We start from the raw sequence: 12,998 nt of genomic DNA, 5'->3' as shown, positions 1-12,998 counted from the left end.
GTTATATATAAGGAGGCAAAGGATTATGAAGAAGCAGAATGTACGTAAGGGTTCACAACTTATACACGAGGTGGATGCAACGGAGGTGCCGTATGGCTGTCTAGCGGTATGGTTTCTCGGTCAGGAAAGTGTGATTGTCAAAGGAGATGGAGTTACACTGTACATTGATCCATACGTGTCGCAGAATCAAGATCGTACCTATCCGCCAGCCCTTGCCCCGGAGGATATAAACAATGCTCAGGTATGCCTTATTACACATGACCATGAAGACCATTTGGATAAAGAGGCCCTTCCGTGGATGATCAGAAATAATCCTTCCATTAAGATCATGGCTCCGGCTGTATGTGAGTCTCAGCTTGTGGGGCTGGGCATGAAGGAAGAACAATATATACTAGCAGAGACGGAGAAGTGGAGCAGCATCGGTCCCAAATTTCGGGTATTGCCGGTTGCCGCAGCGCACGAACAACTGGATCTGGATGAACAGGGCAATCCTCAGTATGTAGGCTATATTATCCAACTTAACGGAGTTACCTTCTATCATGCAGGAGATACCGTACTTTTTCCTGCGCTGATCGAGACCGTGTCCAGTCATGATATTGACCTTGCGCTGCTGCCGATTAATGGCCGGGACTATTTCAGGAATGCACGTAATATTGTCGGCAATATGAATTATCGGGAAGCGGCGGAGTTCACGGCTGTAGCCGGATTTGAGACGGTAATTCCGCTGCATTATGATGTATTCGCAGGGAATGCCGAGCATCCAGGTTATTTTGTTGATTATCTGTACCAGCATTTCCCGGAGCAGAAGTTCCATGTGATGGCAAGGGCAGAGCGGTTTGTATATGTCTCGCAAAACGCATTCAAGACTGAATAAGAGTAATGTATTGGTGGAACGTTTGGTTTGGCTATTATAAACCTCACATAAACCTGGAGCACAAACCTTTATAATCTCTAAGGTTAAACCCTAGGCAGACATTATATTACTCAGGAGGACTTTAGAGCATGCGTTATAAATCACTGGAATTAGACAAGCCGCTTACTTATGAGCTAGAGGGGTTGGAAATAGGAGTAACTTCCAATTGCAATTTTCGCTGCGATTACTGCTGTGCTTATAATAGAAATGACGGACAAAGCATCAAGGCAGGAGAAGTCATTCGTATTCTGGAAGAATTGCCTGGACTCAAAAGAGTGCGGCTGTCCGGCGGAGAGGTTACTTTAAAGTTTCAAGACTGCGTAGAGATTGTAACCTACTGTTCATCGAGAGGCATTGCGACACAGCTGAATTCCAACGGAAGTCTACTGAATGCAGAACGAATCGGTCAGTTGGTGACCGCAGGATTGACGACGATACATATCTCTTTTAACTTTACGGATGAAGAAGCCTTCTCCCGTTACTACAATATCCATCCAAGCATCTATGAGAAAATTAGAGAGAACATTACTCTCTTTGCAGCAACTAGCGTAGATACGGTTCTGGAGACCCTGCTGTTCAATGAAACGCAGGATAATATGAAGGAAATTAGTGAACATGTCTATGCGATGGGTGTCCGTACCCATGAGATTCAGAATAGTATAATCATGGATCACACCGGGTGGAAATCGATTGCAGCTCGGGAGCAATTAAAAAATGCTGTAAATGAGCTGATCACACAGAAGAATGAGGATACGATTCTCTACTTTACTTGCATGGACCGTTTTATGGAGCAACTGGGATTTCAGGAGCAGCCTGGAGTTTATTTTCCACATTGTATCGAAGGGAAAAAGCAGCTGCATTTGCATGGCAACGGGGATATTCTTATTTCAGAGTTATGCCATCCGGTGATTATCGGCAATATCTATGAGGGTACCTCACTTAAGGATCTTTACAGCAACATGCCTGCACCGTTGGCGCAATTTTTGGATAAGCTTCCTTGTCCGGCGCTGGATGCATTGTTTCCGCAAGGAGTGTAAGTTCGTCATAATGGAGCTTCAAACAGAGGGAAGGAGGACCAAATGCTTACCCAAATTCGGAATGGACTAGTGCGCTCGAATAGCTTTTTGGAAAAAATAATGCCACTGATCACTCCGACAGCGATCGTGGTCGGTGTGCTGAACGAAAGCAGACTGCTGCCGTACACAGGCCTTGTGCCGTGGATATTTGCCATGATGACGCTAATCGGTAGCTTTAAGTCCAATTTCCGTGATCTGCTGACCGTTCTCGTTAAACCGCAGAAGCTGATTATCCTCATGCTGATTCTCCATGTAATTATGCCGCTGATTGGTTGGCTGGTGGCGATGGCTATTTTTCCGGATGATCCTTATACGGTAACGGGTTACGTGCTGTTGTTTGCGATTCCTACGGGTGTAGTCAGTGTGGTTTGGGTATCCATATACGGTGGCAATATCGCGCTGACACTGGCACTTATTCTGATTGATACCTTGCTCTCACCGCTTATCGTGCCAGGTACACTGCATCTGCTGATGGGTACGAGTGTACAGATTCAGCTGGGAGATATGATGAAGGGGCTGCTGTGGATGGTCGTGTTGCCTTCTCTAGCAGGAATGCTGCTGAATCAGTGGACCAAGGGGAAGATCAGCACCGTATGTGGCCCGCCGCTGTCACCATTTGTTAAAGTAGGACTGTTCATTGTTGTAGCTATTAACGGTGCCAGTATTGCCCGTTATTTGAAGCATCCAGATGGCAAACTGGCCTTAATTATTGGTATAACCTTCGTAACCGTTGTGCTTGGCTATGTGGTTGGAGCATTAGTGGCCCGCCGCTTTCACTGGAATTACGAAGATTCAGTGGCGGTTCAGTTTAATTCCGGTATGCGCAATTTGAGCGCCGGCGCTGTACTTGCCGTAAAGTATTTTCCTCCCGCTGTTGCGCTTCCGGTCATTTCGGGGATGTTATTCCAGCAGATTCTAGCTGCAGCGTCCGGATTTTTTATTCGGGGCAGGGCTAGGCGCTTGTTGCTGGAAGACGCAGGCAAGAGGGTACCCAAAACAGAGGCACATTCTTAAAAAAAACGACAGATCGGATAATTTATCCGGTCTGTCGTTTTTTCTATTTTAGTTCAAAATTCATAATAAAAATACTTTGATATTTAAATTTAGACAATATACGACAATATACGATAATATTTTCTTTTTTCTGCTGTACATATTCATAATCATACACAGGCACCCGATATAATTGTAATACATATGATTTGTTTTCTGAAAATAAAATTATTTAGTGAAAAGTAGAAATCAGAGAGAAGGAAGTAGAATAAGATGAAGATTCGAATGAAACTATCGGTTATGATGATTGCTATTACGGTCTTTTCAACTGCACTAATGGGAGGATTTACGTACAATAAGTCCACCAGCACTATTATGAACCTTACCGAATCATCAATGAAGCAAATCAACACGAACAAAGCAGAAACGATCGAAGTAATGATTGATAAAGAAAAAAGAAATGTGGCAAACGTAGCTGGCCAGACAGAGATTACTGACATACTTACTAAAGCCAGTAGCGGTGGGATTTCAGTGGGAGACGAATTTCAAGCTGAGGTCAATGCTAAGCTTTTGGGACTGGCAAAGGATGCTGGTAATCTGGAACATCTGTTTGTTGTTGATATGAAAGGCATTGTTATAGCAGATAGTAACCCTAAGACACTCGGAACAGACTATAGTGAAAGGAATTATACGAAGGACGTGATCAAAACTGCTGCACCAGTTATTAGTGAGACGCTGAAATCCAAAGCTACTGGTGCTTATGTTGTAGTATTTGCACATCCCGTGATGAGCGAAGGGCAGATGATAGGATTTGTAGCCGCTTCAGTAAGTGCGGATAGTATCATGAAATATTTGGAAGATGCTAAGGTGATGAGCGCAGCTTCTTCCTATGCCTATCTGGTTGATGAGACCGGCGTAATATTATACCATCCGGATAAGACGAAGATCGGAACACCTGTAGAGAATGCCCAGATTAAGGCTGTAGTAGCACACATAAAAGACGGTGAGAAACCGGCTGATAGCATCGTGGAATATGTTTTTAAGGGTAAGGATAAAAAAGCAGCTTATACAGTATTGCCCGATACCAATTGGACGTTAGTCCTGACTGGAGATATCGGTGAAATCACGAAACCTGTACATGATATGACCAACTTTATTCTGCTGATTGGTATAATCAGTCTCGTGCTTACCATATTTGTTGGTTTTGTCGTGGCGGGGAGGATTTCTTCACCCATTGTTAAGCTTACAGAACTGATTAATAAAACAGCAGATCTTGATCTGGAATATAATGAAAAATATGAGTATTTGGGCAAGAGTAAGGATGAGACGGGGACAATCGCCCGAGCCATGTTCAAGACCCGAGCGGTTCTGCGGGAAATGGCCGAAAGCTTAATCACGATTTCTACCAAGGTGCTGGATAATGCGGAAGCGCTGGAGAAACTGTCTAATGACGTGAGAGAGAATGCCCACGATAATTCGGCTACTACAGAGCAATTATCTGCAGGTATGGAAGAGACAGCGGCTTCTACCCAAGAGATGACAGCCGCAATTCATGAGATTGAGAACAACGTAAGAACCATCTCCGGCAGGGTTAAAGAAGGAGCTGAAGTATCCGGCCAGATTACGGAACGCGCCTTGGCCTTACAGCATGATGCGAATGAATCTACGGAGAATGCCAAGCGGATCTATGAATCGGTGCGGATTGATATGGAAAAGGCGATTGAGCAATCCAATTCGATATCGGAAATCAATGTATTGGCCGATACGATTCTTTCGATTACGAGCCAGACCAATCTGCTGGCACTAAATGCAGCGATTGAGGCCGCCAGAGCGGGAGAAGCAGGCCGAGGGTTCGCAGTCGTTGCCGGAGAGATCCGCAAGTTAGCCGAGAAATCTTCGGAGACGGCAGCAGGAATACAAGGCGTCGTGAAGGGTGTATACAGCTCGGTTGAGCAAATGAAAGAGAACTCTGAGGCGATCCTTTCCTTTATAGACCAGAATGTACTGGGCGATTACGAGCGTTTGAATGAGGTCAGCCAACAATACAATAATGATGCCTCTATGGTTAATGAACTGATGAACCAGCTTGATACTGCTGCTGAACATTTGAACATGACGGTATCCAGTATCGCTATTGCGGTTAATGAGGTAGCCGCGACAGTTAATGAAGGTGCTATTGGGGTTCAGGATATTGCCGAGAAGACGGCGGATATTGTGGAGAAGACTTTTCAGGAAGCGGCGATGGCAGATGAGAATACGGTAAGTGCCAAAGAATTGCTGGGTCTGGTCGAGAAGTTTAAGATGTAAGTTAAGGAAAAACGGCAGATCGGATGAATTATCCGGTCTGTCTTTTTTTCTGTCTTAGTTCAAAATAAACATAAAAAAACTTTAATCTTTAAAATTCGACAAAATACGATAATATATTCTATTTTTCTACGTTGCAATATTCATAATCATACTCATATTTCCGATATTAATTGTAATAAATGTAATTCGTTTTTTGAAATTGTAATTCGTTTGGGGCGAGTAGAGAACAAGGCGGAAGGACGTAGATTAATATGAAGATTCGAATGAAACTATCGGTTATGATGATTGCTATTACAGTCTTTTCAACTGCACTAATGGGAGGATTTACGTACAATAAGTCCACCAGCACCATTATGGATCTTACCGAATCTTCAATGAAGCAAATCAACACAGACAAAGCAGAAACGATCGAAGCAATGATTGATAAAGAAAAAAGGAATATGCAGTTGGTTGCCGGAGAGACAGAGATTACTGATCTGCTGCTCAAAGCTGGAAACGGCGGAATTCCAACAGGAGACAAGCTCCAGGCTGAAGTTGATACTAAGCTTCAAGGGCTGGTGAAGGATGCTGGCAACCTTGAGCATATGTTTGTTGTTGATATGAAAGGTATAGCCATTGCAGATAGTAACCTAAAGACGCAGGGAACAGATTTTAGTGACAGAAATTATACAAAGACTGTGATTAAGACTGGTGAGCCTGTAATCAGTGAGACACTGAAGTCCAAAGCCACAGGAGCTTTTGTACTGGCTTTCGTACATCCAGTAAAGAGTGATGGGAAGATGATCGGCTTCGTAGCTTCGGCTGTAAGTGCAGATAGTATCATAAAGTACTTAGCAAGTGCCAAGGTGATGAGCGCAGCCTCCTCGTATGCCTATCTGGTTGATGAGACCGGCGTAATATTATACCATCCGGATAAGACGAAGATCGGAACATCTGTAGAGAATGCACAGATTAAGGCTGTAGTTGAACGTATAAAAGGCGGTGAGAAACCGGCTGATAGCATCGTGGAATATGTTTTTAATGGTAAGGATAAAAAAGCAGCATATACAGTATTGCCCGAAACCAATTGGACGTTAGTCCTGACAGGGGATATCGGTGAAATCACGAAACCTGTGCATGATATGACCAACTTTATTCTGCTGATTGGTATAATCAGTCTCGTGCTTACCATATTTGTTGGTTTTGTCGTAGCGGGGAGGATTTCTTCACCCATTGTTAAGCTCACAGAACTGATTAATAAAACAGCAGATCTTGATCTGGAATATAATGAAAAATATGAGTATTTGGGCAAGAGTAAGGATGAGACGGGGACAATCGCCCGAGCCATGTTCAAGACCCGGGCGGTTCTGCGGGAAATGGCCGAAAGCTTAATCACGATTTCTACCAAGGTGTTGGATAATGCGGAAACGCTGGAGAAGCTGTCTAATTACGTAAGAGAAAATGCCCATGATAATTCGGCTACTACAGAGCAATTATCTGCAGGTATGGAAGAGACAGCGGCTTCGACCCAAGAGATGACCGCCGCAATTCATGAGATTGAGAACAACGTAAGAACGATCTCCGGCAGAGTTAAGGAAGGGGCCGAAGTTTCCGGCCAGATTACGGAACGCGCCTTGGCCTTACAGCATGATGCGAATGAATCTACGGAGAATGCCAAGCGGATCTATGAATCGGTGCGGATTGATATGGAAAAGGCGATTGAGCAATCCAATTCGATATCGGAAATCAATGTATTGGCCGATACGATTCTTTCGATTACGAGCCAGACCAATCTGCTGGCACTAAATGCAGCGATTGAGGCCGCCAGAGCGGGAGAAGCAGGCCGAGGGTTCGCAGTCGTTGCCGGAGAGATCCGCAAGTTAGCTGAGAAATCTTCGGAGACGGCAGCAGGAATACAAGGCGTCGTGAAGGGTGTATACAGCTCCGTTGAGCAAATGAAAGAGAACTCTGAGGCGATCCTTTCCTTTATAGACCAGAATGTACTGGGCGATTACGAGCGTTTGAATGAGGTCAGCCAGCAATACAATAATGATGCCTCTATGGTAAATGAGCTGATGAACCAGCTGGATACTGCTGCTGAACATTTGAACATGACGGTATCCAGTATCGCTATTGCGGTTAATGAGGTAGCCGCGACAGTTAATGAAGGTGCTATTGGGGTTCAGGATATTGCCGAGAAGACGGCGGATATTGTGGAGAAGACTTTCCAGGAAGCAGCGATGGCAGATGAGAATACGGTAAGTGCCAAAGAATTGCTGGGTCTGGTCGAGAAGTTTAAGATATAAAGCTCTAAATATAATGGACCCCACCGGTTGGTTGCCGGCGGGGTTCATTTGCGTGTGCTTGCATGCTATCTCATTCCTAAAAGGACGGCGAAGCCGGCTGTTCTTGTTTAAGGAAATAATGCCGGACCTCCTGCCAATTGTTCACCCGGTCATACCCGCTCACGCAGCCATTCGTATTTTGCCGTGAACGAGCTTGGGAATTCCAACGTTGCCGTAGTAATATAGATCTCATACTGCTGGCTCAAGCTTTGTATAACCTCCTGACTATCTTTCATCACCTCAAGATCGCGGAAGAAACTCGGGTCGCGCAGGTATTCAGTGAAATCCCGAATATTTTGAAAGTGCGAAGCAGAGGATAATGAATTTTATCGTGGGAATGGTCTGATATTATTCAGTTGTAAGCGTAAGCAAGTAGATGAAAGGGGAGAGCATTATTGAGCAGCAAGAGTAGAGTCGTATTAAGCGTGATGTTAGCATTCGGTCTGCTCGCCGGATGTGGAGACAAGGGAGGGAATTCAGAGCCGGCGGGGGCGTCATCTACACCTAAAGAAGAGAAAGTGACACTAACGTTCTGGAGAAACTCGGGAAATGATGCAGAGAACTCGGCCTACGATCAACTGGTAGCTTCATTTAATGAAAAACATCCAAATATTAAAGTTGAGATGAGTCCCATCCCTTATTCTGATTATGATACCAAGCTGCGTACATCGATCGCGTCGGGCAACCCGCCGGATATTATGGCGATTGATGGTCCGAATATGGCCTCCTATGCTCAAGCTGGTGCATTACAGCCGCTGACTGCTTATTTTAAAACAGACGGCAATCTGGAGGATATACCGGAATCAACTATTGCTACGTATACTTATCAGAACGAAATTTATATGGCGCCACTTACGGAATCCTCAATTGCTTTATTCTATAATAAAAAAATGTTCGAAGAAAAGGGAATTGCTCTTCCATCTAAAAACCCAGAGGAAGCTTGGACCTGGGATCAGGTATTGGATGCGGCCAAAAAGGTTAATGATCCAGCAAAAGGGATTTACGGAATAGATCCGGCGCAGGGCTTTGGCAATGCGGGTGGAACGGCGTACTTCAAATATCCGATTATCTGGCAGTTTGGCGGCGAGATTATGAGTCCGGACGGAACGACCTCCAAAGGCTATCTGGATAAGCCGGAGACCAAAAAAGCGTTGCAGTTCTTCTCTGACCTCTATAATAAAGACAAGGTATCGTCACTTGAGTATCCACCTGAACCGTTTCCTAACAGCAAACTGGCGATGACGATTGACGGTTCATGGTCGCTCTCGAATTATGCGGATAAATTTCCGAATTTTAAATTAGGAGAAGATTTCGACATTGCTCCTCTACCAAAAGAAGTACAACAGGCAGTAGCGAACGGTAGCTGGTCGTTGGCGATATCCTCCAAGAGTAAAAATGCTGAGGCTGCTTGGCAATTTGTGAACTGGGTAACCGGGCATGACGGTGCCTTAACCTATTGCACGATCACGAAGGATATTCCAGCCCGCTATTCCGTATCCAAGGAATTTCCGGAGCTGAACGAATATCCGAAGAATATCTTTGTAGTCCAAAACCAGAAATTCGGCAGACCGCGCCCAATCACACCAATCTTTCCGCAAATGTCGGAAGCCGTTAACAAAGTGTTCGAAGAAGTTACGATCAGCGGCCGCAACATTGATGCCTCTATTGCTGATGCCATCAAAAAAATAGACAAAGCCTATAAGGATCTGCCACAAAAATAAAAAAAAGCTCGCAATGCATTTCAAAAGAGGCGATTCCGGGATACCGGTCGTCTCTTTCTGAAAGATAAGAATGTATAGGTTTCACACGATAAATTATGTTTATTTTTCTCGAAGAAACGGGCACCGTCCATAAAAGGACGGCGAAGCCGTTTCTTCTTGAGTTTTTGGATCATACTGATAGGCAAGGAGCGCGAAAACATGTTGTACTCGTTACGCAGCAGATTGATGCTGGTTTTTTCAATTTTGTTGATTATTCCGATTACCGCTGTTGTCTTTATCCTGAGCAGGGAATCTGCCAAGCTGATCCAAGCGTCCACCCAGACCTCGACCCTGCAAACCATTGATCAGTATGCTTCCCATGTCAGTACGCTATTGACCCAAATCGAGGATACAGGCAATCAGATTCTGAGCAGCGATACTACGCAGGATTGGATCACGGCTGATCTGAATGATGAGAGTACAAAGGGCGAACAATTTTTGGCCAAGCAAAAGCTGCGGGAGTTTCTCTCTTCCTATGCCATTAATAATTCGAATGTGATCTCCATCTCAACCTTTGCGGAGGAAGAGGGAGGGCTCTGGACGCAGGATAAGAGTTACAGGAATAGTATCTGGTATAAGCAGTACAAGGAACAAGACGTTCGCTGGACGCAAGCACATAAGGACAAAGAACAGGCTGATGACAGCATGCGGGCGCGGGATATTAACAGCTTGGTGCTGCCTCTGGTGCAGCTGCAATCGTTAAAAAATGTAGGGGTGATCAAAGTTAACTATCCTTCAGAACTGCTCCGCGAGGATATTGACAAGATTAGCTTTGGCAAGAGTGGTAAGGCTTTTTTGCTGACTGATGATGGCCTCAGTGTGTTAAACCAGAACCTGTCTGGCTACGAAAATGTGCTTAACGAGGGGCTTTATATTCTTGAAAATAATAGGGATGGGCAGACCAGCGGAATTTTTCCGCTCCACCTGAAAGGTATGGATTATTTGTTCTTTTACCGTAAACTTCCAGCGCAAGACTGGTTGATTGTCGGTGAAGTGCCAGAGGCGGAATTGTATGCCACCATTACTCATATCAAAGAAACGCTGTTGTATGCCAGCTTTGTTCTACTTATCGTTGTTATTGTTGTTGCTTTATGGTTGTCTACCGATATTACGAAACCTCTGAGTACGATGGCGCGGGCGATGAGACATGTCAAACACGGACAATTTGAGCTAGCGTTGAAGAATATGCCAAAGGTTAGAGCTAGGAAGAGCGAAGTCGGATATGTGACTGGCGTGTTCGAACAGATGACCCATCGGCTGCAGTATTTGATCGAGACAGAGTTTGAGACCAATCTGCGGCGGAAGAATGCCGAATACAAGGCGCTCCTGCTGCAGATTAATCCGCATTTTTACAACAACACCCTGGAGATCATCAGCGGTCTTGCGGCGATGAAAAGAGAGGATCTGGTCATGGATGCAACAGAGGCCTTGGCAAAAATGATGCGATATTCTCTGAACCTGGATAGCGATCTGGTCAAAGTCAGCGAGGAGTTCAGTTATATCCATGATTACTTATTTATCTTGAAGCTGCGTCACGAGGATCATCTTGTTGTGAAGATTAACCAAGAGGCTGAAGCCGATGATCTGTTGATTGCGAAGTTCATTTTACAGCCGCTGGTCGAGAATGCCGTGAAGTATAGTCTGGAAAAAGGTGGTATCGCCGAGGTTACGCTTACGTCTTGCTTGTTTGAAGGTCGTCTGCACTTGAAGATTCAGGACAACGGTGTTGGAATGACGCAGGAGCTGATTCGTAATATCATTGCTGATACGGAGCTGAAGGACAGCGTGGGGATTCTAAACGATAAGGGAGACAGCATTGGACTGCGAAATGTGCTATCCCGATGTCTTTTGTATTATGATGAACAGTTTGAATTTGTGCTGGATTCGAAAATGGGGACGGGGACAACGATTTCGTTAATGCTGCCAATGATCAAGGGGTGAAATGATGTTCGAAATTATGCTGGTTGATGATGAAAAGGGCGTGCGCAATAGTATCAAAGCCAAGATTGACTGGGAGGCTGCCGGCTTTGCCATTGTATCGGAGGCTGCAAGCGGAAGTGAGGCACTGGAGCTGCTGGAACGAGGACCCTTGCCACAGGTGGTTATCTCCGACATCCGTATGCCGCAGATGGATGGTATTGAATTTATTAGAATATGCAAGCAGCGGTATCCGTTCCTGCGGACTGTTGTGTTGTCGGGGTACTCTGACTTTGATTATTTAAAAGCGGCTATTCAGCTCGGAGTGAAGGATTATTTGCTTAAGCCGGTAGCGCGCAGTGAACTGAATGAGCTGCTTGGCAAGCTTGGGGAAGATATTAAGGCGGAGCATGAGCATATTCGAGCCTCTCAGCTGGAATTACTGCGGAAGAATGAGCAGCTTAGGCTGCTGCAGGAGAATTTTTTGCTGCAAATGGTGAAGGATGAGTGGTACAGCGTAGCGGCTGTAAAAGAACGATTGCAGCAGCTCCAGCTGACTCCGCTTGCTGCGGATGATTTGGTGGTACAGTTTGTGGCCATGGAGATGAGAATCCCGGAAGGACGAATGACAGACCGGCAGGAACGCCGGGATCTGCTGAATTTGGCCTTTCAAATGTTATGCCGGGAGACTGCAGCCAAATGGAAAGGGCTGTACCCGTTCAGTGATGTGAGCAATTCCTCCATGATGTATTTTCTGATCATCGTGAAGAAGGGGGCGGAGCAACACAGCAAAGCTGAACGTTTCGTACAAGAGCTGAAGCGGAACATTAGCAGCTATCTGAAGCTGGAAAGTGTATCGGGGATAGGGGAGGAAATGAAGGGACTAAAGCGGCTAAAGAACGGTTATGCTTCCTGCATGCTGTCCTGGAGCCAAAGTACAGTCTATAAGAATGGCGATGGCGAGCGGGTGCGGGAGCTGACGCGAGCCTTCTCCCCGGAGGCAGAACGGAAGCTGGTGCAGGCGATTGAGAACCTGGACATGAATGCCTTCCGTAACCAGCTTGATGTAATTTTTACCAGTGAAAGAGATACACCGATGTTCGCTTTTACCTTCCTTGCACTGCGGATGCTGCTATTGTTCAGCTCCATTGCCAAAAAATTCGAATGGGGAGGCTCCTCACTGCAGAAATATTTGTGGAATTGCCAAATGACCATTTCCGACTATCAGTCTCGTGAAGGGGTGATGGGACAGATTGAGGAGCTGGCGCAGCTCGTGATGGAGGAAGTGAAGAAAACACGCTTTTCCAATGGTCAACATATGGTTGAGGCAGTCAGGAAATATGTGGAAGAGAATTTCAGCTATGAGCTGACGCTCTCTTCCCTTGCAGATATGTTTCATCTGAATGAGACCTACTTGTCTGGACTATTCAAGCAGCATGTGGGGATCACGTTCAGCGATTATGTCACTAGACTAAGAATTACGAAGGCGGAACAGCTCCTGCGGGAGAACGAACTCAAGCTGACCGATATCGCCATGCTCGTCGGTTATTCCAGCTCCAGCTATTTCAGTACCTCCTTCAAAAAATATTGCGGCAAAAGCCCGAAGGAGTACCGGGAGTGCTTTTTGAAGAAACAGGGGTAGTGGAGAAATTCTTTAAGAGTGAAATGGGATGCGGGCTCTAGACAAATTTGGATGGATAATAACAGA

Annotated in this window: 9 protein-coding genes; 8 read left to right on the top strand and 1 reads right to left on the bottom strand. The window is 45.3% G+C overall.

Going from position 1 to position 12,998, the window contains the following annotated elements; all coding sequences use genetic code 11:
* Nucleotides 1–25: 25 nt before the first annotated feature.
* The 5 genes from H1230_RS22470 (at nt 26) to H1230_RS22450 (ending at nt 7,574) form a co-directional block, all read left to right on the top strand.
* On the top strand, nt 26–874 hold the full coding sequence (locus H1230_RS22470) for an MBL fold metallo-hydrolase (RefSeq protein ID WP_239712098.1): 849 nt from the start codon (nt 26–28) through the stop codon (nt 872–874).
* Between the two features lie 128 nt (nt 875–1,002).
* The gene (locus H1230_RS22465) at nt 1,003–1,950 is read left to right on the top strand and encodes a radical SAM protein (RefSeq protein ID WP_239712097.1); all 948 of its coding nucleotides are present in this window, start codon (nt 1,003–1,005) and stop codon (nt 1,948–1,950) included.
* 42 nt (nt 1,951–1,992) lie between these two features.
* Complete coding sequence (locus H1230_RS22460) at nt 1,993–3,003, top strand: bile acid:sodium symporter family protein (protein WP_239712096.1); 1,011 nt, start codon at nt 1,993–1,995, stop codon at nt 3,001–3,003.
* Between the two features lie 252 nt (nt 3,004–3,255).
* Complete coding sequence (locus tag H1230_RS22455; protein ID WP_239712095.1) at nt 3,256–5,289, top strand: methyl-accepting chemotaxis protein; 2,034 nt, start codon at nt 3,256–3,258, stop codon at nt 5,287–5,289.
* 251 nt (nt 5,290–5,540) lie between these two features.
* Nucleotides 5,541–7,574, top strand: coding sequence for a methyl-accepting chemotaxis protein (locus H1230_RS22450; RefSeq protein WP_239712094.1), 2,034 nt, complete (start codon nt 5,541–5,543; stop codon nt 7,572–7,574).
* Nucleotides 7,575–7,723: 149 nt separating this feature from the next.
* On the opposite strand, the gene H1230_RS22445 is transcribed toward H1230_RS22450, so the two are convergent.
* A complete protein-coding gene (locus tag H1230_RS22445; protein ID WP_275591262.1) occupies nt 7,724–7,885 on the bottom strand; it encodes a 5' nucleotidase, NT5C type in 162 nt (53 codons plus the stop codon).
* A 123-nt stretch (nt 7,886–8,008) separates the two neighbouring features.
* Here H1230_RS22445 and H1230_RS22440 point away from each other — a divergent pair, with 123 nt between their 5' ends.
* The 3 genes from H1230_RS22440 to H1230_RS22430 all read left to right on the top strand — a co-directional run bounded on the left by H1230_RS22440 (nt 8,009) and on the right by H1230_RS22430 (nt 12,932).
* Entirely contained in the window at nt 8,009–9,334 is a 1,326-nt protein-coding gene (locus tag H1230_RS22440; protein WP_239712092.1) for an ABC transporter substrate-binding protein, read from the top strand.
* A gap of 198 nt (nt 9,335–9,532) precedes the next feature.
* Nucleotides 9,533–11,314 carry a cache domain-containing sensor histidine kinase gene (locus H1230_RS22435; protein ID WP_239712091.1) on the top strand — a complete coding sequence of 594 codons (1,782 nt, stop codon included), beginning with the start codon at nt 9,533–9,535 and terminating at the stop codon, nt 11,312–11,314.
* 1 nt (nt 11,315) lies between these two features.
* The gene (locus H1230_RS22430; RefSeq protein WP_239712090.1) at nt 11,316–12,932 is read left to right on the top strand and encodes a response regulator transcription factor; all 1,617 of its coding nucleotides are present in this window, start codon (nt 11,316–11,318) and stop codon (nt 12,930–12,932) included.
* Nucleotides 12,933–12,998: the final 66 nt, after the last annotated feature.

The sequence above is a fragment of the Paenibacillus sp. 19GGS1-52 genome (assembly GCF_022369515.1).
Taxonomy (GTDB): domain Bacteria; phylum Bacillota; class Bacilli; order Paenibacillales; family Paenibacillaceae; genus Paenibacillus_AQ.
The sequence above is the reverse complement of the archived record's forward strand: the minus strand, read 5'-3'. Positions and strand labels throughout refer to the sequence as shown.

Bases quoted from the DNA above. Each gene is read 5' to 3' on its own strand.
- H1230_RS22465 (WP_239712097.1), top strand. From the start codon at position 1,003: ATGCGTTATAAATCACTGGAATTAGACAAGCCGCTTACTTATGAGCTA.
- H1230_RS22455 (WP_239712095.1), top strand. From the start codon at position 3,256: ATGAAGATTCGAATGAAACTATCGGTTATGATGATTGCTATTACGGTC.
- H1230_RS22460 (WP_239712096.1), top strand. From the start codon at position 1,993: ATGCTTACCCAAATTCGGAATGGACTAGTGCGCTCGAATAGCTTTTTG.
- H1230_RS22435 (WP_239712091.1), top strand. From the start codon at position 9,533: ATGTTGTACTCGTTACGCAGCAGATTGATGCTGGTTTTTTCAATTTTG.
- H1230_RS22430 (WP_239712090.1), top strand. From the start codon at position 11,316: ATGATGTTCGAAATTATGCTGGTTGATGATGAAAAGGGCGTGCGCAAT.
- H1230_RS22450 (WP_239712094.1), top strand. From the start codon at position 5,541: ATGAAGATTCGAATGAAACTATCGGTTATGATGATTGCTATTACAGTC.
- H1230_RS22470 (WP_239712098.1), top strand. From the start codon at position 26: ATGAAGAAGCAGAATGTACGTAAGGGTTCACAACTTATACACGAGGTG.